This window comes from Rhodoferax ferrireducens T118, from assembly GCF_000013605.1.
GTDB classification, from domain to species: Bacteria; Pseudomonadota; Gammaproteobacteria; order Burkholderiales; family Burkholderiaceae_C; genus Rhodoferax; species Rhodoferax ferrireducens.
Window position 1 is genome coordinate 3,436,731 of record NC_007908.1, and the last position, 23,295, is coordinate 3,460,025.

Here is a 23,295-nt window from a genome sequence, read left to right on the forward strand (position 1 = left end):
TTGACGCTTGTTGCCTGAGGGCTGGACCCTTATTTTTCCTGATTAGATTCCTGCCTCAGACCAACGCAGAACTGTCAATGGCTGGGGTTTGGTGACAACGGCTGCGCAAAGTGCGCTAGGCAGCATTGCCGCCAAGTCAAGCCGTCGATTGAACCGATAAGCAAACTCTGCCAAATAGCGGGCCGCGTACTTGGCGTGATCAAACGAGTGGCAAGTTCCGGCCAAAGCCGTCTTGAGATTGGCGGGCATCGTATTGAACCAGCGAAACTCCAATCGTTTGGCCGCTTGGCTGCCGCTACCGTCACATGGCACTCATGGGAGGCCGCGACCTGCGTCACCTGCTTAAAGCAAGGCAATCCATCAGCGACAACATGCGCAGTGGACGCCAAATTCTTGGTTGCCCAGGCTTTTCAGAATAAGCGTTAACGAAAATGGCTTTTCAAGTCCAAGGCTGCGCGCTGACGCACTTCGACCATATAGATCATGCTCTCTGATAGGTAGAAATACGCACGTTGCTGGCCCACTAATGCCCGCTGATGGACAAACAAAGCTTTTTATTTTCGTTACCAGGAAGCGGCCGTTGGGCTGTACCCGCCAACGCTGCGCCGCTGTCGGCCAAACCGGTACGTCAGGCAACGTGCGAAGCTGTCATTGACGCGCTTCATGGTGCCGCCGATCATCTGCGTCGTTAATGAGATTTGGTCGCATATTGTTCACGGTTTCCATTATTGTGTTTCGTATCAGGCCATCGAAATGGATCATCGCACTTTAAAGGCCCATCATTTTCGGTACAGTAGCGGTACAGACACCATGTCTGCCCGTCTCCGCCAAATTACGATAAGTTACAGTCGTGTAAGTACTTTTGACTATTCTTGGTTACGGTGATATTTGCTTGCTTTTCCTAGGCACTGCGCTTTAATGGCAAACTTTTAATCCGTAGGTCGAGAGTTCGAATCTCTCAGTTCCAACCACTTACCCCCCGTCAGACATAGAGAGCCTGCTACATAATTGTTAGCAGTCTTTTTTGCTTTTGACGCTGGTGACAGTCTGGTGACAGTTTTTGAGTTGGTGGGGTCGGGTCTCTCCAGTGATTCAATACGTTTTTCAACTGTTGTCATTTTGCTTTTCTTCCAACGAAGTAATGCGGGCGGCGAGTTCGCCAATCTCGGCAATCTTTGCCAGCGTGGCCAATGCCGTAATGAGTTGGGCGGCTTGCGTTGGTGCGAGTTCAACGGCAGCGGCGACAGACAGTACGGCGCTTGCTTTGACTGTCAGCGTGCCTCCATCAGGCAACTGAAGCTCTACAGCCTGTTCTATGGCCTTCACTGGCGGCAACACCTTTGACCAAGCGTACCGTTTCCAGTTTGAATTCCAGCGTGTATTTACCACGCGCCTGCCCGTCTTTCCTTTTGCTCATTTCCTGTTCTCCTATCGCTGAATATTCACATCAGCTAAGGAGCACGTTTTTCGGCGGCAACATCATGGTGCCAACACAAACTTGTAAATGATCAAAAATTTCGTTACCATGAACCACTTTGTAAATTTGTATACATTCCAATTTCGCACCCGATTTAACTCTAATGGCAACATTTCCTGGTAATCCATCGATGGCACACCGAATTGGACGTGCATTGCCGAAGCTGACACGTTCACACCGGGAGATGGCCGACTATGTACTTGCCCATCCCTTTCAGGCGGCCATCATGCCAATCGATGAGCTGGCCGCCACGGTAGGGGTCTCTGTGGCCACCGCCAACAGGTTTGCCCGGGCGCTCGAATTTGACGGATATCCGCAATTTCGGGCGGCGCTTGTGATGGGTTTTGAAGCCACGCTGGCCCCGGTCGAAAAGCTGCGCAGCAAACTCGAACACCCCGCCACAGTGGCAGATGTATTTGCCACCGCTCTGGCGGAAAGCCAGCGCAACATCGACTTGACGCGCCGATCACTTGATGCCCACAGTTGCGAACAGGCGGTGAATGTCATTCTGAATGCACGACGCATCTACATCATGGGCTTTGGCGGCAGCAGCTGGTTGGGCGGCTTGCTGCAGCGCTGCCTGGATCCTTACTGCGACAACGTCCAGTTGCTGGCCAGTATCGAGAGTTCGTCCTATGGTGCACGCATCCTGACACGCCTTCAGCCCACGGATCTGCTGATCGCAATCGCCTACCCGCGGTACTTCGCTGACACCGTTTTACTTGCGCGCCGGGCGCGCGACGCCGGTGTGCCGGTGCTCGCGCTGACTGATCGCGTGACTTCGCCGCTGGCGCCATTGGCTACCGTCTCGCTCTATGCGCACACTGATAGCCAGTACTTTGCCACCTCCGAGGCCAGTGCGCTGGCGCTGATCGAGGCCCTGTGCAGCGCCGTCGCTCACCGCGCCAAGGGGTCGCTCAAGGCGGCGACGCAACTGACTGAATCGGTGCTTCCCTGGCTGCACGGCAATCACCCCGGTCGACTGCGACCCTTAGCCGATGCCGCAAAGCCTGCGCCGCGCAAGACGCGAGTCAGTTCCAAATTGCCAAAGGTCCCCAAGTGAAATCGTCCAAGCCCCTTCCCCTCATTGCCATCCACGGCGGCGCTGGCACCATGAGCCGCAGCAGCATCAGCGTAGAGCAGACTATGGCTTACAACGATGCCTTGCAAAGCATCCTGCGAGCCGCGCAGCAATTATTGGCCGACGGCGCAAGCGCACTCGATGCCGTGAGCCTAGCCGTCGATTTGCTTGAGGACTGCCCACTTTTCAACGCCGGGCATGGTGCCGTCTTCACCCATGACGGAACTCATGAACTGGACGCCGCCGTGATGGACGGTGCCACTCTGCGTGCCGGAGCGGTGGCCTGTGTGAGCCGCATTCGCCGTCCCTTGCGCGCAGCGCGGTCGGTGATGGAGCACAGCGAGCATGTCATGCTCGTGGCTGCAGGGGCAGAAGCCTTTGCCGAAGAGTTGGGATTGGAGATGGTTTTGCCCACCTACTTTTCGACCGATGCCCGCCGTGCGCAATTGCGGCGCGCGCTCGATACCGACGCGACTTTGCTGGACCATGACGGTGCTGCCCTGGCGTTCCACCCAACGGCCGTTTCCATGGCACCGTTGGATGAGGGCAGCAAGCTTGGAACTGTCGGCGCCGTCGCTCTTGATGCGCACGGCAACTTGGCGGCCGCGTCTTCTACAGGGGGCATGACCAACAAGCGGCCCGGTCGGGTCGGTGACACCCCCCTGATAGGTGCCGGCACTTATGCGGACAACCGCACCGCAGCGATTTCCTGCACAGGCACCGGTGAAATGTTCATACGCATCGCAGCGGCCTACGACATCTGTGCGCGCATGGCCTACGCCGGTCAGTCGCTGGACGCGGCAGCCCAGGAGGTGGTCATGAATGTGCTGCCCACCCTCGGCGGCCGAGGCGGCCTGATTGCAGTAGACGCTCAAGGTAACCTGAGCCTTCCCTTCAACACCGAAGGCATGTACCGCGGCTACGCCCGCGTTGGCGTCACTCCGTGGACGGCGATCTTCCGCTGAGGTGAGCTGACCACTCCTTCGCTCGACCCAATTTTTCATGACCCCCACCAAACGCGACCCAATGAACTCTTCCTTGGCTGAGGCTGCGAAGTCAACTGCTTTGCCGTTGCGGGCAATGCCGGGTAATCGAGTACTGGCGGTCGACAACCTGTCAGTGCGGTTTACCACCTCTGAGCGTACCGTTGACGCGGTGTGCGGGCTATCGTTTCACGTTGACCAGTGCGAAACCTTGGCCATTGTGGGTGAATCAGGCTCGGGCAAATCAGTCACCTCGCTGGCATTGATGCGACTGGTCGAGCATGGCGGCGGGCGCATCGTCAACGGCAGCATGATGTTAAGGCGCCGTAGCGGCGATGTGCTTGACCTGGCACAGGCGCGCAACGCCACGCTGCGCAGTATCCGCGGTGCCGACATTGCGATGATTTTCCAGGAGCCGATGACCTCGCTCAACCCAGTATTCACAGCCGGTGACCAGATTGCAGAATCCATTCGGGTGCACCAGGGAAAAAGCGCCTCGGCAGCAAAGGCCGAGGCATTGCGCATGCTGGAGTTGGTGCGTATTCCGGAAGCACGCAACGTGCTGGATCGCTTCCCGCATCAGCTCTCGGGCGGCATGCGTCAGCGTGTGATGATTGCCATGGCGCTGTCATGCAAGCCCTCGCTCCTGATTGCCGATGAGCCAACCACCGCCCTTGACGTGACGATCCAGGCGCAGATTTTGCAGCTGATTCGGGCTCTGCAAGAAGAGATGCACATGGGTGTGGTCTTCATTACGCACGACATGGGCGTGGTGGCCGAAGTGGCCGACCGCGTTTTGGTGATGTACCGCGGCAACAAAGTAGAAGAAGGCGCGTCAGAGGAGATTTTTGCGCACCCTCGGCACGCTTACACACGTGCGTTGCTCTCGGCCGTACCCAGGCTTGGCGCCATGGAAGGCACCGAACTGCCGCTCAAATTTGAATTGCTTCGCACCGAAGAAGCCGACGCAGCGCCGACCGAGCCACCCCGCCGGCAAGACACCGTAGTACCTGGCAGTGCGCCGATATTGCGAGTGCAAGATCTGGTGACCCGATTTGATGTGCGGAGTGGATTTTTTGGCCGCGTTACGCGCCGGGTGCATGCGGTTGAAAAGGTCAGCTTTGACATTCGTCCGGGCGAGACGCTGGCGCTCGTCGGTGAATCGGGCTGCGGCAAATCCACCACCGGTCGATCGCTGTTGCGTCTGGTTGAAAGTCAGAGCGGCGTGATTGAGTTTGGCGGACAAAACATCCGCAACCTGCCCACCAGTACGCTACAGGGATTGCGGCGCAACATCCAATTCATCTTCCAGGATCCGTTTGCCTCGCTGGACCCGCGCCTCACTGTTGGGTTTTCCATCATGGAGCCCTTGCTGGTGCACAAGATTGCCAAGGGCAAACAAGCCCAGAAACGCGTCGACTGGCTGCTTGAAAAAGTCGGTTTGCCGGCCGAGTTCGCCCAGCGCTACCCGCATGAGTTCTCGGGCGGCCAGCGCCAGCGCGTCGCCATTGCGCGCGCGCTGGCGCTCAATCCCAAGGTGGTGATTGCCGATGAATCAGTGTCGGCGCTCGACGTCTCGATTCAAGCTCAGATCGTCAACCTGATGCTGGACCTGCAGCGCGAGCTGGGCATCGCCTTTCTCTTTATTTCGCACGACATGGCGGTGGTCGAGCGCATCAGCCACCGCGTGGCTGTGATGTTTCTGGGCCAGATTGTCGAAATTGGCCCGCGCCGCGCCATATTCGAAAACCCCCAGCACGCCTATACCCGTAAGCTGATGGCCGCAGTCCCCGTGGCCGACCCGAGTCGCAGGCATCTGAGCCGTCAACTGATGTCGGATGAAATTCCAAGTCCGATTCGCGCCGTCGGTGACGAGCCCGTTGTACCACCGCTGATCGAAGTGGGCCCCGAACATTTTGTCGCCAGGCACCGTATCGCCGGTGCCTACTGAACGACCTCCACGATCTGTTTTGATTGTTTCCGTTGCGTTTGTTTTTTTAACCTTAACTAGGAGTTCTGCCATGACAAAACCTATCAAACCGCTTCGCGCCAAGGCCTTGGCTGGCGGCCTGCTGACTCTGCTGGCGTTGGCGTCTGCTGGCTCGGCCCTTGCCGCGAAGGATGTGGTGCTGGCCATTGGCGGACAACCCGAAACCCTGGATCCTTACAACACCAACACCACGCTAACCACAGCCGTCACCAAGTCCTTTTACCAGGGGCTTTTTGAATTTGACAAGGATCTGAAAATTCAGCCGGTGCTGGCCGAAAGCTTCACTGTTTCCAAAGACGGTCTTGTGTACACCTTCAAGCTGCGTCAGGGCGTGAAGTTTCACGATGGCACCGATTTCAATGCCGAGGCGGTGAAGGTGACGCTGGATCGCGTGCTCAATGCCGAAAACAAACTCGCCCGTACCAACCAGTTCAACCGCATCGAAAAAGTGGAAGTCGAGTCACCCTTGACCGTGCGCGTGACACTGAAGGAGCCTTTTGCGCCCTTTATCAATTCGCTGGCCCATGCTTCTGCTGTGATGATGTCGCCCGCTGCGCTTAAAAAATACGGCAGCAAAGACATCGCATTCAACCCTGTTGGCACTGGCCCTTTTACTTTTGTTGAGTGGAAGCAGACTGATTTTGTGAAAGGTAAAAAATTCGACGGTTACTGGAAAAAGGGCTACCCCAAGGTCGATACGGTGACATGGAAACCTGTGCTGGAAAACAGCACGCGTGCCGCGATGTTGCAGACCGGCGAAACTGATTTCGCCTTCCCTTTACCCTACGAGCAGGCGGCAGAACTCAAAAAGAACGCCAAACTCGATCTGATGACCGGCCCGTCCATCATTACCCGCTACATCAGCTTCAACATGCTGCAAAAGCCGTTTGACAACGTTAAGGTGCGCCAGGCGATCAATTACGCCATCAACAAGGAGGCGTTGGTAAAAGTGGCCTTCAGCGGCTACGCCTTCCCGGCTCAGGGCATCGTTCCGCAAGGCGTGAAATATGCGCACAAGATGGCACCATGGCCATATGACCCGAAGAAGGCGCGCGAATTGCTGAAGGAGGCGGGCTACGCCAATGGCTTCGAGTCGGTGCTATGGGGCGCATACACCAACACCACGACGCAAAAGACGCTGCAGTTTGTGCAGCAGCAACTCGCTCAGGTCGGCATCAAGATCACCGTGCTAGCGCTGGAGCCCGGCCAGCGTACCGACTGGGTGCAGGCAGCGCCGGACTCGAAAACGGCCAAGGTGAGGATGTATTACGCGGGCTGGTCAGCCTCGACCGGTGAAGCCGACTGGGCACTGCGCCCCCTGCTGGCCACCGAATCTTGGCCACCGAAGTTGAACAACACCGCTTACTACAGCAACAGCAAGGTAGATGCCGACATTGCGAACGCGCTGAAGTCGGTCGATGAGAAAGAAAAGACCGCGTTGTACCGCGATGCACAGGAGCAGATCATGAAAGACGCGCCTTGGGCACCCCTGGTGACGGAGCAGAACCTTTACGCCACCAGCAAGCGACTCTCGGGCGTATATGTCATGCCTGACGGCAGCATTCACTCCGAGGAAGTTGCCGTCAAGTAAGCCTCCCTGTTGCCGCACGGGCAACGCTCCCGCGTGCGCTGGCATCCGCCGGCGTACGCCTTGACCTGATCCGATCTGACTCTCCATGCTGAACTATTTCCTGAAAAGGCTGCTGGGCCTAACCCCAACGCTGCTGATTGTTGCAGTGCTGGTGTTTTTGTTCGTGCACATGCTGCCGGGTGACCCGGCGCGTCTGGCCGCCGGCCAGGACGCCGACCAGCAGACGGTGGAACTGGTTCGCCAAGAACTGGGCCTGGACCGCCCGTTGCCTGAGCAATTTGTGAGCTACTTCGCGCATGTCGTCAAAGCCGACTTTGGTACTTCTCTGCGCACGCGGCGACCGGTGTCCACCGAGATTGCCGAGCGCTTCATGCCGACACTTTTGCTGACATTGTCCAGCATGGTCTGGGCGGTGATCTTTGGCATGACGATTGGCATCACCTCGGCGGTGTACCGCAACGAGTGGCCGGACCGATTGGGCATGACGATTGCTGTGTCGGGCATCTCTTTTCCCGCATTTGCACTTGGCATGTTGCTGATGCAGGTGTTTTCGGTGCAACTGGGCTGGTTCCCCACGGTGGGGGCCGATAGCTGGCGGCATTACATCCTGCCGTCCCTTACGTTGGGCGCAGCGGTGGCCGCGGTGATGGCCCGTTTTACCCGGGCGTCTTTTGTTGAAGTGATTCAGGAGGACTTCGTGCGCACGGCGCGGGCCAAGGGGCTGAAAGAGCGCACGGTCATTTTCAAGCATTGCCTGCGCAATGCCTTGATACCCGTGGTCACCATGATGGGACTTCAGTTCGGCTTCCTGCTGGGCGGCTCCATCGTGGTGGAAGCAGTTTTCAACTGGCCTGGACTGGGCCGTTTGCTGGTCGATGCGGTGACCATGCGCGACTACCCGGTCATTCAGGCGCTGGTGCTGCTGTTTTCCATGGAATTTATTTTGATCAACCTGATTGTTGACGTGCTCTATGGCTTTATCAACCCCACCATTCGCTACAAGTGAGCAGGCCATGACCCAACAACCTCCTTCAAGCGCCGACGTTCCGGCCCTGCCAACAGCATCTACCGCTGTGCAGGGCGCACCCGTGCGCACACCGTGGACGGAATTCTGGCGCAAGTTCAGAAAGCAGCATGTTGCCGTGGCGGCTCTGGCACTCGTGCTGGTTCTGGTGTTGCTGGCCGTGTTTGCGCCAGCGATCGTCCCCTACGATGCGGAAAACTTTTTTGACTACGAAAAGCTCAACGACGGCCCCTCGTGGCAGCACTGGCTAGGTGTGGATCCGATGGGCCGCGACATCTTGAGCCGCATCCTGGTGGGCGCGCGCATATCGCTGGCCGCAGGATTTCTGTCGGTTGCAATTGGTGGCGCCATTGGCACCGCGCTCGGTCTGCTCGCAGGTTACTATGAAGGCTGGTGGGACCGCATTGTGATGCGCATTTCCGATGTGCTGTTTGCCTTCCCCGGAATTTTGCTGGCACTGGGCGTGGTCGCCATTCTTGGCAGCAGCATGGTCAATGTGGTGATCGCCGTGGCGGTGTTCAGCGTACCCGCGTTTGCGCGCCTGGTACGTGGTAACACCCTGGTGCTCAAGCAAATGACTTATATCGAGGCGGTCCGCAGCATTGGTGCGTCAGACTGGACCATCATCATGCGGCACATTCTGCCGGGCACCATTTCATCCATCGTCGTGTACTTCACCATGCGATTGGGCACCTCCATCATTACAGCAGCCAGCCTGTCATTTCTCGGCATGGGGGCTCAGCCGCCCACACCTGAATGGGGTGCCATGCTCAATGAAGCCCGCGCCGACATGGTGAACGCGCCGCACGTGGCGCTATTTCCCAGTTTGGCGATCTTTATGACGGTGCTGGCTTTTAACCTGTTGGGCGATGGCCTGCGCGATGCGCTGGATCCGAAAATTGATCGCGAGTAAGAAAGTAGTTTCATGATGCATCGTCATTTGCTGCCCCACATAGGAAACCTGCCGCAGGGGCTGCGCAACGCCATCACCGATGTGGCCGGTGTGACCGTGGGCCATCACACTCTGGCTGCGCAGGACGTGCAGACTGGTGTGACGGTGGTGCGCCCTCATGCGGGAGACCCGTTTCGCGACCGGGTGCCGGCGGCGGCGGCGGTGCTCAACGGTTTTGGCAAGAGTGTGGGTCTGCTGCAGATTGAAGAGCTTGGCGTGCTGGAGACTCCGATAGCCTTGACCAACACTTTCTCGGTGCCTGCCGTGGCAACGGCGCAAATACGCCAATGCATGGCGGCCAACCCGGAAACCGGCCGCAGCCTGCCCACGGTCAATCCGCTGGTCTTTGAATGCAACGATGGTTTCCTCAATGACATACAGCGCATGGCCATCACCGAACAGCATTACCTGCAGGCCTGCGCGCAAGCTGGCGTGGACGTTGAAGAAGGTTCGGTCGGCGCCGGGCGCGGCATGTCGAGCTTTGGGCTAAAGGGTGGCATTGGCACAGCGTCGCGCCGGGCACGGGTAATGGCTAACACTGAATACACCGTTGGCGCACTGGTACTGGCCAACTACGGCCGACTGCCACAACTGGTTCTTGCCGGCCATGCGCTGGGACCGCAGTTGGCTACCCGGCTGGCCACTTCGCAGAAGTCATTGGCTGCAGAGCCCGAAAAAGGCTCCATCATCTTGCTGATAGCCACTGACGCGCCGCTCGATGCGCGCCAACTACGCCGACTGGCGCTGCGCGCTGGTGCCGGCCTGGCCCGCACTGGGTCGGTGTTCGGCCACGGCAGCGGCGACATTGCGCTGGCTTTTTCCACCGCCTACACCGTGCCCCAGCAAAGCAACAGGCCGATGCCGACGACGGCGATGCTGCATGATGGTTTGATTGATGCCCTGTTTCAGGCCGTCTCCGACAGTACCGAACAAGCCATCATTCACGCCTTGTGGGGCGCTTGTGCCGTGACCGGCCGCGACGGCCACCACCGGATCGCGCTAGCCGATCTGCTGCACGACTGGCCTGCGACTTCACATCCATTGACACCTTCAGCGAGTTCTTCATGAAAGTCCTGATTTCCACCGATATCGAAGGCGTTGCCGGCGTTTACCATCCTGAACAGGTACGCGTCGGCAACCCCGAGTATGAGCGCGCTCGCATACTGATGACTCATGAGGCCAACGCGGCCATTGCAGGCGCATTCGACGGAGGAGCCACCAAGGTGCTGGTCAACGATTCGCACGGGGGCTTTCGAAATATGCCGCCCGATTTGTTGGACCCGCGCGCCCAGGCCGTGCAGGGCAAGCCGCGCTACCTGGGCATGGTGGCAGGGGTCGACGAGGGCGTGGACGCCGTCTGCATGATCGGCTACCACTCGCGGGCGAAAGGCCGTGGCATTCTGGCGCACACCATCAACAGCTTTGCTTTCGCACGCGTGTACGTCAACGATCTCGAGCTGGGCGAAGCTGGCATTTATGGTGCCCTGGCCGGCGAGTATGGCGTGCCGGTGGTGATGGCCAGCGGCGATGATGTTTTCATCGAAGAACACCGGCCCGTATTCCCACATGCCACCTTTGTGCAGACCAAGCGGGCAACCGGCCACACCAGCGGCGTCAGTCTCTCGCCCGCGCAGGCCTGCAGCGCCATCCGTGAAAGCGTGGCAGCAGCGCTGATGCGGCACAGCACGGCCCGCCCTTTCGTGCTGGCAGGACCCATCGCCGTTCGTATCCAGACCCAGACGACAGCGCTGGCCGACCTGTTCTGCCAGTGGCCCACCCTGCGGCGGCTGGACGGAGACGAGGTCGGTTTTGATGCCCCCACGGTGGAAGCCGCCGTGCGCATGATCAACAGCCTGTCGGCCATGTCGACCATGCTGCGCTAGGCGTTGCACCTGCCTATTTCAAAATAATTGCGTGTATGCCAGCCGCCCTTGATTGCTCGACGCTGGCAGCCCCTTCAGCGGCAAGTGAGTTGCCAACCCGCATCGTCGGTATCCTGGGTGGCATGGGCCCCGCCGCAGGCGCCGATTTCGTCCGTCTTTTCGTGCAGGCCTGTGCCGACAGGATGCAACAGTGCGGCCAGGCCGTGAACGATCAGACATTCCCCGAACACTGGCTGATGCAGGTGCCCGTGCCGGACCGCACACAAGCCCTGAGCTCAGCCGACGATGCGCCTCTGGAGGCCATGGCCAGGGCGCTTGGGCGACTGGAAACTGTCGGCGTATGTGCCGTGGCGATGGCCTGCAACACCGCTCACGCCTGGCATGACGAGTTGCAGGCCCGTATTCCCCTGATCGAGTTGCTGCATATGCCCCGCGAAGTGGTTGCCTACCTACGGGCGCTGAGATTGCGCGAAGTGGGCCTATTGGCCACGCAAGGTACCTACCGGACCGGACTTTACGAAGCCGCTCTGGCACAGGCGGGTATCACTTGCCACCTGCCCTATGAGGCCGAGCGCGAGACCCTGATGCGAGGCATTTACGACGGGGTTAAAACCGGCGACATGGCCTACGCTCAGTCGTGTTTCGTCGATGTTGCACAGCGACTGATTGGGCGGCATGGTGATGTCCCCCTCATCATGGGCTGTACCGAAATCCCGTTGACATTGACATCGGCACCACAGGCGGCGAAGTGGACGCTGGTCAACCCAGCTCAAGTGCTGGCCCAAGCGTTGGCTAGTCGGGCCTATGCAGGCTGAAGAACCGGCTTCGCTCCCACCAGAAACACGTTCGTCAGTCGGCAACGCGACAGAACCGCCGCTCGCTTGCCTAACCGGTACGTCAGGCAACGTGCGAAGCTGTCATTGACGCACCTCATGCGTGACGCCGATCATCTGCGTCGTTAACAAAATTTGGTCGCATATTGCTCACGGTTCCCATTATTGTGTTTCGTATCAGGCCATCGAAATGGATCATCGCACGTTAAAGGCCCATCATTTAATCCGTAGCTCGAGAGTTCGAATCTCTCAGTTCCCACCACTTGACCCTGTCAGACATAGAAAGCCTGCTACATAATTATTAGCGGGCCACTTTGTTTGTGGCGTCATGTAGCCACCAGCCAAAACACAGCCCACGCCCGCCTCAATCTTGTGGGGGACTTCACCAGAGCAACCCCTGGGCGCATTTGTATCCTTCCAGCATGCAGGCTATAGTGCAGGCGCTGACACTGTTACGTTCATTCAACCCTGTAACCTGACCATCAACCCGCTTCCTCATGAAGCTAAAACTGTCAGTGGAAACAGGTCAAAGCCAGGTCTACGCATGATGAGAAGGAGTCCTTATGCTCAGACGTTCACTACGCTTCACGCACCTTGCGGCAATTGTTCTCGGTTCGGTGCTCGTTCTTTTGCTTGGTCTGCTCGGTCTGCGCTGGGGCCAAGCCCAGGCGCAGGGCGTCATGTCCGCCCCGGCTTGCCAGTGCTCGGCTCCGACCTCCATTGCCAGCATGTCGACCCAAGTCGTTCACTGCCTCTGTGGCGGCATGTCCTGTGTCGTGAGTGAGCACAGCGGGCAAGGCAAGAACTCAAACCTCATGCAATGCGTCAAGTAGGCATCGACCCGATCAGCTAACACCTGCCTCCTCCTCGGGCGGCATCCATCATCGGACCGGCGTTCGCATGTACTTTCGTTTTGCAGCTGACGGCGTTCTGCTGTTCCACTTGTCATTCATCTTGTTCGCGCTTTTCGGTGGGGCACTCGCCGCGCGCTGGCGCTGGATGCCACTTGTTCATCTTCCCGTGGCTGCTTGGGCGTTCTTCATAGAGCTCACGGGTCGCATCTGCCCCCTCACCTATCTCGAGAACGACCTTCGTGTCCGGGCCGGTCAATCAGGCTACGCGGAAAGCTTCATCGAGCACTATCTCCTCGACGTCATTTATCCTTCAGGCCTGACCCGCGAGGTTCAGTTCGTGCTTGCTACCACTGTCGTCGTGGTCAACATCGCCATCTATGTTTGGCTTGTCATTCACCGGCGTACCTGACATAGAAACGCCGAAGCTCGCGACCACGCGATGAACGATCAGTGCGTGTCATCCATCAAAATGGAAAAATCCCGTCGCGCTGCTCGCATTCGGGCGGTTTGCCGTAACCGGCGGAGCGCACCTGCTGTTGCAGCGACAGCTCCACCTGGAACCAGTCGCAAAATGGATTTTCGTAACGGTAGCTCCACACCACGCCGCGGGCACGCGCGAGGCCCTGCACCTCGCTGGGCCGACCCAGCAGCTGACGTACTTCGTCCTGCGCCATGCCGGGCAGAATGCGGTTGAAGTTCTGCTCGGTCAGCACCTGCTCGGCGCGGATGGCCCGGCCGGCGGCGTCGAAATAGACAAACCAAGTATGCTGACCATAAGGTCCGCGCGGGAATTCCAGTCGAGTGCCTGCGTCCACCCGGCGCTCCATGTCGGGCGGCCCCATCAGCGCCACCAGCTCATCCCGGCTCATTCCGACCAGCGTGCGGGGCGGCGCATAGCTGCTGCAGGCCGGCAGCAACAGTGACAAGCACAGCAAAAGCCAGTTCCAGGGTGACGAACAATGACGCATCATGGGTTCTCCTGATCAAGGCCCGCCTGTGGCGGCGCAGTATGGAATTTTAATTGACATCGGCGGCCGACGTCGGAGCTAGCCCGGCTCCCAGTCGAAGAAGCCATCGGCCACTTCGCCACGGTACTGTCTCAGGCATCAAGCTCCGGGTAGCGCCGGAAGATGCCGTCCTCGTTGAACGCAATGCGGCGTTCGCTGCGCAGGTATGCCGACACGCGGGCCTGCTGTGCAACGCGCTCGTGCAGCGCCAGCACCAACGGGGTCTTCTTCAAGGCGCGCTTCGTCGCCTTGGGGAACGCATAGAGCAGACCCGCCACCAGCTGGAATAGCGACAGGTCGGCATAGCTCAGGCGCGCACCCACCAGATGCCGGTCGCCTTTGGGATTGCGCGCCAGCACAGCCTCCAGCCAGCCGAGAAATTTGGGAATGCGTTGGGTGCGAAATTCTTTCGCGGCCCGGGCCGCTTCCATCTTCTGCTCTTCGTAATACAGGCCAGCGCCTACCGGATGGTGCGTGTTGTGCGCCTCGTCCACGGCGTCGGCGATGGTGAGCTGGATCTGATGCGTCCACAGGCGGTCGGCCTCGCTGGCGCCCACCAGCTTGAGGCGCGGCCCCAGATACAGCAGGATGGCGGCGGTCTGCCCGATCACCTGCTTGCCATCCACCAGCACCGGGCAGGCAAATGGCGGTCGTGCGACGGACTCGTCCTGCAGGTAGTGGAACAAGGCCGGCAGGCCCTGCCCGCTGGCAGCATCGCCGCGCGCGACATCGACATACGGTGCGCCGGCAGCTTCAAGCGCCAGACGGACAAATTCGCCGCGGCCCTGGATGCTGGGCCAGTAGTGGAGTTGGTAAGACATGGCGTTGTTGAATCAATAAAATTTGCTCAAAGTGTCTGACAGTTGACTTCAATGTACCGCAGTTGCCGGATGCGGCTGATCACCACCGGACCGCCCAGGCAGCTTGCTACGCTCTGGCATCGCGCAAGGTCGCCACCAAAAGCCCCAGGCCCAAAACGCCAACCACCGCGGCCGCCATGCGATTGGCCAGGCCGCGCACGCGCGAGTAACCCGAACGCACCTGCGCGCGCGAGAACAGGTAGGCCAGCAGGATATGCCAGCTCAGTGCGTTGGTCACGATCATGGCCACCGCCGCCATTTGCAGGAGCGGGCTGGGTGCTGCAGGAAACGAAGCCGCAAACACGCTGCCGAAGAACAGCGCGGACTTTGGGTTGGTGATGTTGGTCAAAAATCCAAGGCGAAATGCGGCGCGGCGAGACACCGATGCACGGCTTTCGATGAGCGCCGCAGCGCCGGAGCGCCACAAGCGACCAGCCACCACCAGCAGGTAGACGCCGCCGGCAATCTGCAAGGCCAGGCGCAAACCCGGGAAAGCCTGAAAGAGGGCGTGCACACCCAGCACCGCACTGCTGGCCCAAACGAACGCGCCCAACGTCACGCCCAAGGCCGCAAACACCGCACTTTGGGCACGGTCACTGGCCGCCAGCTGCGACACCAGCAAAACATTGGCGCCCGGTGTGGCCAGGGCAGCGACGTGGAGAATCCAGATGGTGATGAGGGTCGTGAGCATTTCCATGTCCTGAAGCAAGATCGATTGTGCCGCATGACAGGCAACCAATGATTCAAACGAATTTGACCTGTGGCCCCCGTGAAATATGCGCATGAAGCTACTGTATTTATAGCATTGACACGCCTGCCGCGCATCCACCGCGCGTCAGACAGACCCGACCCGTTGAAGTGTGTCCGCTCAGTCGGCAGCATGCGCCGCTTGGTCAAAACGCGAGGAGGCAGATGAGACAAAACTCATCTGCCTTCTCGCGGTTCATTTGACGGCCCGACTACTCAACAGAACAGAGCGAGCTTGCGCTTCAAGGCACTTTCAACCTGAAACTCAATGCAGTTCTTGCAGTGGCGCGGGACGCCATTTCGCCAGCCGGTTCTCAACCTGCGTCATGGCATATTCAGCAGCGAGGGCCACGACCATGATGATCACGATGGCGGCATACATGCCGGCCGCGTCAAACGAACCTTTGGCCACATTGATGAGCAAACCAATGCCATAGCGGGCACCGACAAATTCACCCACGATGGCGCCCACAATGGCGAAGCCAAAACTCACATGCAGGGAGGCAAAGATCCAGCTCATGGCGGACGGAATCACCACCGAACGGGTGAGCTGCCAACCCCTGGCACCCAGGATCTGGGCATTGGCAAGCAGATTGCGGTCCGCCTCCACCACGCCCTGGAAGGCGTTGGAAAACACCACAAAGAACACCATGACAAAGGACAAGGCCACTTTGGAGGTCAGGCCCAAGCCAAAGATCATGATGAAAATCGGCGCCAGCACCACCCGCGGCACGGAGTTGATGACCTTGATGTAGATCGAGAACACATCGGCCAGCATCCGGTTGCGTCCCAAGGCAATGCCAGCCACGATGCCGGCGACGGAACCGGAGAAGAAGCCAAGTAGCGATTCTTCCATGGTGACCCAGAGGTGGTACCACAAGGGGCCTTCAGACGTGCCGTCCACGACCCATTCAACCAGGCGCATGACGATAGCCGATGGGCTGGAGAAAAAGAAGGGATCCAATAACTTGAACTTGACAGCCAATTCCCAGCCGCCAAGAAAGAAGACGAGGATGAAGTAGCGCCAAAAATAAACAGCGGATTTGCGCTGGCGAGCCGCCTTGGCAGCCTTGGCTTCAATTTCTGCGTCAGAGGTGCCGGGCTGAAAAATGGCGCCGGCGGCAATAGTTGCAATAGATGCATTAGTCATGTTGTTTCCTTAGGCCACCAAGGCCTCTTCACGGGCAGCACCACGCTGAACTTCGTCGCGCAGGTCCTCCCAAATGGTGCGAGAAATGTCGATAAAGCGTTTGTCGTAGCGGATTTCACTCACGATGCGGGGACGAGGGAGGTCAACGGCGTACACCGATTTGACCGTCGCAGGTCCCGCAGTGAGCACATAGACCTTGTCGGCCAGGGCAACGGCCTCTTCAAGGTCGTGTGTGACAAAAACCACGGAAGCCTTGGCCTGCGACCACAGGCGGAGAAGCTCCTCATGCATCAAGGCGCGGGTCTGCACGTCCAGCGCTGAAAACGGCTCATCCATCAACAAAATTTGCGGTTCATTGATGAAGGTCTGTGCCAACGACACGCGTTTTCGCATACCGCCGGAAAGCTGATGGGGATACTTTGATTCGTGACCAGAAAGATTCACACGCGCCAGCCACTCACGCGCTTTGGCGTAGGCCTGCTCTTGGGGCATACCGCGAAACAGCGGTCCCGCCACCACGTTGTCAATCACACTTCGCCACGGAAAGAGCGCATCCGTCTGGAAAGCAAATCCGATGCGTGGATGAATGCCCGTGACCGGGGCGCCCATCACCCGAACCTCCCCTGCCGAGGGCTTGGCCAGACCGGTGACAAGGTTCAAGGTGGTGGATTTTCCGCAGCCGGTCGGGCCGACCACCGCGACGAATTCGCCACGTGCAACGGACATGTTGAAGTCCCGCAGGGCGGTCATGGACTTGCCGTCCGGGGTAAGAAAACGGCGACTGACGTTGATTAACTCAATCGCCGGGCTGTCGTTGTGATCAGTCATTGCTTGCTCCAGCTTACTTGGCGTTCTTCACGAACTCGGTGGTGTAGGTCTTCGACAAATCTACTGTCTTGCCTTTGACGTTCTTCGAGAACGCAGACAACACGGAGAGAACCGTTTCGGGACCTCCCGCTGGCATCACGCCATCGGCGGTGAACATCGCCTTGCCGTCCGCCAAAGCTTTGATATAGCCCTCCTTATCACCCGCATAGAAATCCTTGGGCATCTTGTCGGCAATCTCGGCAGCGCTGTGCGTGTTGATGTATTTCAGTGTCTTGACAAACGCGTTGGCCAGCTTCTGGACCGTCGGCTTGTTCTTCTCGACCCAATCGGTGGGCATGTACAGCGAGGCCGCAGGGTAGGTTCCACCAAGCGCCTGTTTGGTCTTCTCTATGGATCGCATATCCACCAGAACGCGTGCCTCGCCGGTCTTGAGCAGGCGCGAGATGGTGGGCTCGGTGGTCATGCCGGCCTGAATCTTGTCCTGCGTCATCGCTGCGATGAAGGTCGTTCCAGCGCCCACGGGAATGGTCGAAAATTCGCCCAGTGGAACACCAGCCTTGACCATCAGGTATTGCGACAGGAAATTGGTGGAAGAGCCCAAGCCGGTGACGCCCAGGCTTTTGCCGCGCAAGTCAGCCACCGACTTGATTTCAGGGTGCTTGGTGGACACCAGTTCAACTTCACCGGGGGCCTGGCTGAACTGCACCACGGATTCAACATATTTGCCTTTGGTCTGCAAATCGACGCAATGGTCGTAGAAGCCCACGACACCTTGCACAGCACCTGCCAGCATTTCGTTTTCGGCATCCACGCCGGAGCCTTCGTTCAGCAGCTCGACGTCCAGCCCTTCGGCCTTGAAATAACCCAAGCCTTCAGCCAGTTTGGCCGGCAAATAGATGTGCTTTTCATAGCCACCGACCATGATGGTCACCTTGTCGGCCGCCATGGCAGAGGAAGAAACAAGAACGATGGACGCAAGTCCAATTGCTTGAAAAAGACGGTTGGGATTGAATTTACTTTTCATAAAACTTCCTGAGGAGATGAGATGAGAACGCAACAATAGACCACTTGGGCTTTCAGCGTGCTTTCAGTCTTAGGTTACTAGGGAAAACACCTAGTTCTGTTTTCGACACAAAGAAGGAGATGGCTAGCCAAGGCCCCGATTGCGCTTGAGGACGCTCTGTAGTTCGAGGCAAGACAGCGGCATAACCTGGGCCAATGAAAAGGTCGTACCCATGACAGGTACGACCTTCAATCAAGCTCATCTTTGAAGCTGAGCCGCCAGCACTTCAAGCCAATATCCGGGGCTCACATCTGGCGGTTTTTCCGTTGCATCAGAACTTGTGGTTCATGCCCAATTCGACAATATTTTTCTTCCAGTCGCCGGTCGTCGAGCCAGTCACCACTTGTGACGCTGTATTGAGGCTGAAGCCGCCGTAAAGGAAGGTGCGTTTGGAAAGCACATACTTGCCAGCCACGCCAAAACCATCGCGCTTTTGCGTGCGATTAGCCCCTGTGGCGTTATTGTCATCAGACTTGGCATAGCTTGCCGACAGGGTCAGCGCGGTGCCCATCGGAACGTCTACGCCGATTTGCCACTCTTTGGTGTTGTTGCCGTCAATATTTTCGCCTGAGCCGCCGCCCCAAGCCTTATTGGTGACCTTGGCATAGTTGGCCTTGGCCTTGGCGATGCCAAAGTCATAAGAGCCACCCAGAACCGCATAGGTACCATTGTTTGCTGTGGTACCTGCTATGCCACCGGCTGTTGCCAGCTCCAGGTGCTCTTGCTGGTACGCGAATTGCACGGCCACCGGACCCGATCCATAGGTCACGTTGAACGCTTCAACCCGTGCGCGTTTGGGGTCACCTTCCCTCGCGCTGTAGCTTGCTGCAGCCGCAAAACCACTGAAGTTGGGGGTTGCGTAATAAATGGTGTTGCTGATCGTGTCGCGGTAGTTTTCTGATGCGAATGCGAGGCGCATGGGAGACATTCCTACCGCATTAAACATGCCGTCAGACGTGCCAATCACGTCGTCAAACGGCGTCCAGGTCTTGCCCAGTTTGACTTCACCAAAGCCACCGGAGAATCCCACCCAGGACTCACGAGAAAAGGCCTGGGGAGCGCTCGCGAAGTCTTTGGTCTGACCTGCACCGGTATCCATGGCAAAGCCTTCTTCCAACTTGAAGTTGGCTTTCAAGCCGCCGCCCAGCTCTTCAGAGCCCTTCAGACCCCAGCGCGATGTATTGATACCACCGCTTACGATCTCGGATTTGGCGAGCGAACCGGCACCTTTGCCTAGGTCGGTGGTGCTGTACCTGCCAACGACATCGGCAATGCCATACAAAGTGACTGTTGATTGGGCCATGGCGGCGCCGGATGCGGCGAGAACGGCCAAGGCGATCAAAGTTTTTTTCATTGAAATTTCTCCAAATATTGTTGCTTACAAGGATGCGCAGCCTCACTGCTTCACCTGAACTCAACTTCTGGTTTCAGAAGTTCTAACCTACAGGCCGAGATGGCATTCGCTGACGAGATTCCCATCTGAACATCGAACTTGGCGCTCTTGTTCCTTATCGGAGTGTCCTCATCCCGGACCGACATATCTGACCCGTCACACGCGTGGTCGCTTACTCTCCTTCACAGTGGTTTCTTCGAGATTCGTTTCATTTGAACAAGCAGTTGGGGACCCCTACAGGTCTGGCATCCAGCGCCCCGAGCAAGGGGCGCCGAGCGGGTAAATTACTTGGCGTTCTTCACGAACTCGGTGGTGAAAGTTTTCGACAAGTCCACCGTTTTCCCCTTGACATTCTTGGAGAACCCAGAAAGGACCGCGAGCACAGTCTCAGGTCCACCGGCTGGCATCACGCCATCCGCCGTGAACATGCTCTTGCCGTCCGCCAAAGCTTTGACATAGCCCTCCTTATCACCCACATAGAAATCCTTGGGCATCTTGTCGGCAATCTCGGCAGCGCTGTGCGTGTTGATGTATTTCAGTGTCTTGACAAACGCGTTGGCCAGCTTCTGGACCGTCGGCTTGTTCTTCTCGACCCAATCGGTGGGCATGTACAGCGAGGCCGCAGGGTAGGTTCCACCCAGCGCCTGTTTGGTCTTCTCTATGGATCGCATATCCACCAGAACGCGTGCCTCGCCGGTCTTGAGCAGGCGCGAGATGGTGGGCTCGGTGGTCATGCCGGCCTGAATCTTGTCCTGCGTCATCGCTGCGATGAAGGTCGTTCCAGCACCCACGGGAATGGACGTGAATTCGCCCAGTGGAACACCGGCCTTGACCATCAGGTATTGCGACAGGAAATTGGTGGAAGAGCCCAAGCCGGTGACGCCCAGGCTTTTGCCGCGCAGGTCGGCCATGGATTTGATTTCAGGGTGCTTGGTGGACACCAGTTCAACTTCACCTGGGGCCTGGCTGAACTGCACCACGGATTCAACATATTTGCCTTTGGTCTGCAAATCGACGCAATGGTCGTAGAAGCCCACGACACCTTGCACAGCACCGGCCAGCATTTCGTTTTCGGCATCTACGCCAGCGCCTTCGTTCAGCAGCTCGACGTCCAGCCCTTCGGCCTTGAAATAACCCAAGCCTTCAGCCAGTTTGGCCGGCAAATAGATGTGCTTTTCATAGCCACCGACCATGATGGTCACCTTGTCCGCTGCGATGGCAGTCGAGGACGCAATTACCGCAGCTGCGAGTGCCAATGCTTTGAAAAGTTGGGATGGGGTATGGGCTGTTTGCATAAAGTCTCCTAGTGTTAAAGGCTGTTTGGTGCCTTGAGTTTTATCCATCGCGCTCAGCCCACGGAATACTTCCATCCGGAGTTGGGCGCGACGGGGCTGACGATAAAAGCACGTCGCTTTCAGTCTGCTTTCAGTTCCGCTCAACTAGGGAAAATACTGATGAAAAATATGCACGGCATCAGGTCAGGCGCATGCCGCCATTCCCCCTGTTTGAGCCTGATCACTGATCTCGATGGCTTTAGCCGGTGTTTTGAGTGACGAAAGTGGGGAATGCTTGCTACGTCGCATGCCACGAGCAGCTTCTGACTCGACGGAAGTTTGGCAGCCAGAAAGCGGCCGATTTCCGCCAGGGATACGACGACTTCAAGCCATTTGCAATTCATGCCCGGCAGGGTCTCTTGCCAGTCTTTTGACAGCGGTGCCGCTCGAGACACGGTAGATCTCAGGTGCCGCAACGTCGCCCAGCCGGTCCAATTTAAAGGTGTTGACGGCAACAGAAAGCTGCGCCGCCTGATCCTTCAAGCTTTCTGCCGCAGCCGTTCCTTCCTCTACCAATGCAGCGTTTTGTTGCGTCATGCGATCGAGCGACGCAATCGCGGTATTGATCCGCCTGATACCCTGGCTTTGTTCGGTTGCTGCAGCGGTAATCTCACCGAGAGTGTCCGTCACACGTTGCACTGAAGTCACGATTTCCGTCATCGTCCGACCCGCATCAGCCACCAGCCTTGTGCCACGCTCCACCCGTTCAACGCTTGCACCAATAAGACTCTTGATTTCCTTGGCCGCTTGGGCCGAACGACCCGCCAAGGTACGCACTTCGGATGCCACCACGGCGAAACCTCGCCCCTGTTCGCCAGCCCTCGCGGCTTCGACGGCGGCATTCAGGGCCAGTATGTTGGTCTGAAAGGCAATGCCATCAATCACGGTGATGATGTCAGAAATCTTGTTGGAACTGATGTTGATTTCATCCATGGTACTCACGACCTCAGACACCAGTGAGCCACCGCGCGCCGCCACATTGGCGGCCGACGAAGCAAGCTGGTTGGCCTGCTTGGCAGACTCAGCGCTTTGCATCACGATACCGGTGAGATGCTCCATCGAATGCGCTGTCTCCTGCAAACTCGATGCCGCCTGCTCGGTACGATGGCTCAAATCCAGATTGCCGCAGGCTGCTTCGCTGCTCGCCAACTCAATAGAGTCGGCGGCACGTCGAATGCCGCCCACCAAAGTCTTCAACTTATTCTGCATGGAGGCAATCGCCTGCAGAAGACGGCCTGTTTCGTCAAAAATCCGGACTTCAATCTGCGACGACAGATCACCCATCGCAATGCGCTCGGCAACCACCACCGCGCGACCTATCGGCCCCGTCACACTGACAGTGATGCGCCATGCAATCAGGCCGCCCAGCAGCAAGGCCAGCAGCACCAATCCGCTCTCAACAAGCATGGCCTTCTTTTGCAGCGAAACCACCTCGCCGTTGGCAATTTCTGTTTGCTTGCGTTGCAGCTCGATAAGTTCACTTACTTTTCTCCGCAAGACGACTTCCGGGGGAAGAACCCGTTTCATCAGCGACATCACCGCAGACACGTTGTCAGCGTCCATCGCCTGCTTTACCACTCCCTCGGTTTCTGGAAGTACTTGTTTGGCAGCCAGAGAAATATCAGCCATCAGTTGACGCTCTTGCTCCGTGGCATTGCCGCCCGCAAGCAGGGCGATCAACTCTTTTTCGATGCTGAGGAAAGACAGTTCTGCTTCTTTGACGGACTGTATTTCAATAGCCAGCTGCTTGCCCGTGAACAAGACCACTGAACGGCTGCGAATCGCCAGGTCGCTGATGCTGCCCATCAGCTTATTCTCCAGTTCGGTCTTGCGGTTGCCAACCTCAACAATATGCTGAACGTGCTGCCCGAGCAGGCGTATGGCGTAGGCACTCGTCAGGGCAACTGCCAGGAGCAACACCAGAATACTGGTGAACCCCAAAGATAGCCTGCGAGCCAGAGACATCGACTTAAAAAATTGCTTGAACATGGCTAGGTCCTGTCTGATAGTGCAGTGAATAAAGTTCGTCGGAAACCTTCTGCGGAACACAATTGGCTTGCAGGGCGTCCTCAAAGAATCGCGGCATCGCGTTTCAAACCTCTTCCGTCAAACCGGCAGAATAGTTCGTCGTGAGGTAGGAATTCATGGACGCTCCCGAGTTGATTGGGTGACGGACGATAAGTGGGTGCCGCTTTCAGTCCGCTTTCAGTTTCTGCAACCTAGGGAAAGTACCAATCTGCCCGCC

General features: G+C 57.9%; 22 protein-coding genes. 11 read left to right on the forward strand and 11 right to left on the reverse strand.

The genetic code is table 11. The annotated features are described in order from the left end of the window. Positions 1-42 precede the first annotated feature (42 nt). Complete coding sequence (locus RFER_RS23560; RefSeq protein WP_279587677.1) at positions 43-312, reverse strand: transposase; 270 nt, start codon at positions 310-312, stop codon at positions 43-45. 792 nt (positions 313-1,104) lie between these two features. Beyond that, entirely contained in the window at positions 1,105-1,326 is a 222-nt protein-coding gene (locus RFER_RS15695) for a hypothetical protein (RefSeq protein WP_166485744.1), read from the reverse strand. 254 nt (positions 1,327-1,580) lie between these two features. Between RFER_RS15695 and RFER_RS15700 the strand changes: the two genes are divergently transcribed. The 11 genes from RFER_RS15700 (at position 1,581) to RFER_RS15750 (ending at position 13,077) form a co-directional block, all read left to right on the forward strand. Beyond that, the gene (locus RFER_RS15700; RefSeq protein ID WP_011465372.1) at positions 1,581-2,540 is read left to right on the forward strand and encodes a MurR/RpiR family transcriptional regulator; all 960 of its coding nucleotides are present in this window, start codon (positions 1,581-1,583) and stop codon (positions 2,538-2,540) included. A gap of 50 nt (positions 2,541-2,590) precedes the next feature. Next, positions 2,591-3,523 carry an isoaspartyl peptidase/L-asparaginase family protein gene (locus RFER_RS15705; RefSeq protein WP_244095886.1) on the forward strand — a complete coding sequence of 311 codons (933 nt, stop codon included), beginning with the start codon at positions 2,591-2,593 and terminating at the stop codon, positions 3,521-3,523. Between the two features lie 61 nt (positions 3,524-3,584). Beyond that, on the forward strand, positions 3,585-5,492 hold the full coding sequence (locus RFER_RS15710) for a dipeptide ABC transporter ATP-binding protein (RefSeq protein ID WP_049765753.1): 1,908 nt from the start codon (positions 3,585-3,587) through the stop codon (positions 5,490-5,492). Positions 5,493-5,562: 70 nt separating this feature from the next. After that, positions 5,563-7,122: a glutathione ABC transporter substrate-binding protein GsiB gene (gene gsiB / locus RFER_RS15715; protein ID WP_011465375.1), complete on the forward strand. Its 1,560-nt coding sequence runs from the start codon at positions 5,563-5,565 to the stop codon at positions 7,120-7,122. Positions 7,123-7,207: 85 nt separating this feature from the next. Beyond that, positions 7,208-8,128, forward strand: a complete 921-nt coding sequence (gsiC, locus tag RFER_RS15720) for a glutathione ABC transporter permease GsiC (protein WP_011465376.1) — start codon at positions 7,208-7,210, stop codon at positions 8,126-8,128. Positions 8,129-8,135: 7 nt separating this feature from the next. Next, positions 8,136-9,059, forward strand: a complete 924-nt coding sequence (gene gsiD / locus RFER_RS15725) for a glutathione ABC transporter permease GsiD (RefSeq protein WP_011465377.1) — start codon at positions 8,136-8,138, stop codon at positions 9,057-9,059. 12 nt (positions 9,060-9,071) lie between these two features. Next, on the forward strand, positions 9,072-10,166 hold the full coding sequence (locus tag RFER_RS15730; protein ID WP_011465378.1) for a P1 family peptidase: 1,095 nt from the start codon (positions 9,072-9,074) through the stop codon (positions 10,164-10,166). Then, entirely contained in the window at positions 10,163-10,981 is an 819-nt protein-coding gene (locus RFER_RS15735) for a M55 family metallopeptidase (RefSeq protein WP_011465379.1), read from the forward strand. Before RFER_RS15730 ends, RFER_RS15735 begins: the two co-directional genes overlap by 4 nt. A gap of 35 nt (positions 10,982-11,016) precedes the next feature. Continuing rightward, a complete protein-coding gene (locus tag RFER_RS15740) occupies positions 11,017-11,796 on the forward strand; it encodes an aspartate/glutamate racemase family protein (protein WP_011465380.1) in 780 nt (259 codons plus the stop codon). A gap of 581 nt (positions 11,797-12,377) precedes the next feature. Next, complete coding sequence (locus RFER_RS15745; RefSeq protein WP_011465381.1) at positions 12,378-12,647, forward strand: hypothetical protein; 270 nt, start codon at positions 12,378-12,380, stop codon at positions 12,645-12,647. Between the two features lie 67 nt (positions 12,648-12,714). Beyond that, positions 12,715-13,077, forward strand: coding sequence for a DUF2784 domain-containing protein (locus tag RFER_RS15750; RefSeq protein WP_011465382.1), 363 nt, complete (start codon positions 12,715-12,717; stop codon positions 13,075-13,077). Positions 13,078-13,132: 55 nt separating this feature from the next. On the opposite strand, the gene RFER_RS23075 is transcribed toward RFER_RS15750, so the two are convergent. From RFER_RS23075 to RFER_RS24945, 9 genes are all read right to left on the reverse strand, one after another. After that, entirely contained in the window at positions 13,133-13,639 is a 507-nt protein-coding gene (locus RFER_RS23075) for an outer membrane protein assembly factor BamE (RefSeq protein ID WP_011465383.1), read from the reverse strand. A 128-nt stretch (positions 13,640-13,767) separates the two neighbouring features. After that, on the reverse strand, positions 13,768-14,496 hold the full coding sequence (locus RFER_RS15760) for a glutathione S-transferase family protein (protein ID WP_011465384.1): 729 nt from the start codon (positions 14,494-14,496) through the stop codon (positions 13,768-13,770). A 106-nt stretch (positions 14,497-14,602) separates the two neighbouring features. Continuing rightward, the gene (locus RFER_RS15765) at positions 14,603-15,226 is read right to left on the reverse strand and encodes a LysE family translocator (protein WP_166485745.1); all 624 of its coding nucleotides are present in this window, start codon (positions 15,224-15,226) and stop codon (positions 14,603-14,605) included. Between the two features lie 321 nt (positions 15,227-15,547). Continuing rightward, entirely contained in the window at positions 15,548-16,432 is an 885-nt protein-coding gene (locus RFER_RS15770) for an ABC transporter permease (protein WP_011465386.1), read from the reverse strand. A gap of 9 nt (positions 16,433-16,441) precedes the next feature. Further along, entirely contained in the window at positions 16,442-17,260 is an 819-nt protein-coding gene (locus tag RFER_RS15775; RefSeq protein WP_011465387.1) for an ABC transporter ATP-binding protein, read from the reverse strand. Between the two features lie 13 nt (positions 17,261-17,273). Continuing rightward, the gene (locus tag RFER_RS15780; protein ID WP_011465388.1) at positions 17,274-18,284 is read right to left on the reverse strand and encodes an ABC transporter substrate-binding protein; all 1,011 of its coding nucleotides are present in this window, start codon (positions 18,282-18,284) and stop codon (positions 17,274-17,276) included. Positions 18,285-18,594: 310 nt separating this feature from the next. Further along, positions 18,595-19,677 (reverse strand): porin, encoded by a 1,083-nt coding sequence (locus tag RFER_RS15785; RefSeq protein WP_011465389.1) that lies wholly within the window; start codon positions 19,675-19,677, stop codon positions 18,595-18,597. Positions 19,678-20,000: 323 nt separating this feature from the next. Beyond that, complete coding sequence (locus RFER_RS15790; RefSeq protein ID WP_011465390.1) at positions 20,001-21,011, reverse strand: ABC transporter substrate-binding protein; 1,011 nt, start codon at positions 21,009-21,011, stop codon at positions 20,001-20,003. A gap of 363 nt (positions 21,012-21,374) precedes the next feature. After that, entirely contained in the window at positions 21,375-23,039 is a 1,665-nt protein-coding gene (locus RFER_RS24945) for a methyl-accepting chemotaxis protein (RefSeq protein ID WP_011465391.1), read from the reverse strand. Positions 23,040-23,295 lie beyond the last annotated feature (256 nt).

Coding starts and splice junctions, on each gene's coding strand:
- RFER_RS15700 (WP_011465372.1), top strand. CDS start 1,581: ATGGCAACATTTCCTGGTAATCCATCGATGGCACACCGAATTGGACGT.
- RFER_RS15705 (WP_244095886.1), top strand. CDS start 2,591: ATGAGCCGCAGCAGCATCAGCGTAGAGCAGACTATGGCTTACAACGAT.
- RFER_RS15710 (WP_049765753.1), top strand. CDS start 3,585: ATGAACTCTTCCTTGGCTGAGGCTGCGAAGTCAACTGCTTTGCCGTTG.
- gsiB (WP_011465375.1), top strand. CDS start 5,563: ATGACAAAACCTATCAAACCGCTTCGCGCCAAGGCCTTGGCTGGCGGC.
- gsiC (WP_011465376.1), top strand. CDS start 7,208: ATGCTGAACTATTTCCTGAAAAGGCTGCTGGGCCTAACCCCAACGCTG.
- gsiD (WP_011465377.1), top strand. CDS start 8,136: ATGACCCAACAACCTCCTTCAAGCGCCGACGTTCCGGCCCTGCCAACA.
- RFER_RS15730 (WP_011465378.1), top strand. CDS start 9,072: ATGATGCATCGTCATTTGCTGCCCCACATAGGAAACCTGCCGCAGGGG.
- RFER_RS15735 (WP_011465379.1), top strand. CDS start 10,163: ATGAAAGTCCTGATTTCCACCGATATCGAAGGCGTTGCCGGCGTTTAC.
- RFER_RS15740 (WP_011465380.1), top strand. CDS start 11,017: ATGCCAGCCGCCCTTGATTGCTCGACGCTGGCAGCCCCTTCAGCGGCA.
- RFER_RS15745 (WP_011465381.1), top strand. CDS start 12,378: ATGCTCAGACGTTCACTACGCTTCACGCACCTTGCGGCAATTGTTCTC.
- RFER_RS15750 (WP_011465382.1), top strand. CDS start 12,715: ATGTACTTTCGTTTTGCAGCTGACGGCGTTCTGCTGTTCCACTTGTCA.
- RFER_RS23075 (WP_011465383.1), bottom strand. CDS start 13,639: ATGATGCGTCATTGTTCGTCACCCTGGAACTGGCTTTTGCTGTGCTTG.
- RFER_RS15760 (WP_011465384.1), bottom strand. CDS start 14,496: ATGTCTTACCAACTCCACTACTGGCCCAGCATCCAGGGCCGCGGCGAA.
- RFER_RS15765 (WP_166485745.1), bottom strand. CDS start 15,226: ATGCTCACGACCCTCATCACCATCTGGATTCTCCACGTCGCTGCCCTG.
- RFER_RS15770 (WP_011465386.1), bottom strand. CDS start 16,432: ATGACTAATGCATCTATTGCAACTATTGCCGCCGGCGCCATTTTTCAG.
- RFER_RS15775 (WP_011465387.1), bottom strand. CDS start 17,260: ATGACTGATCACAACGACAGCCCGGCGATTGAGTTAATCAACGTCAGT.
- RFER_RS15780 (WP_011465388.1), bottom strand. CDS start 18,284: ATGAAAAGTAAATTCAATCCCAACCGTCTTTTTCAAGCAATTGGACTT.
- RFER_RS15785 (WP_011465389.1), bottom strand. CDS start 19,677: ATGAAAAAAACTTTGATCGCCTTGGCCGTTCTCGCCGCATCCGGCGCC.
- RFER_RS15790 (WP_011465390.1), bottom strand. CDS start 21,011: ATGCAAACAGCCCATACCCCATCCCAACTTTTCAAAGCATTGGCACTC.
- RFER_RS24945 (WP_011465391.1), bottom strand. CDS start 23,039: ATGTTCAAGCAATTTTTTAAGTCGATGTCTCTGGCTCGCAGGCTATCT.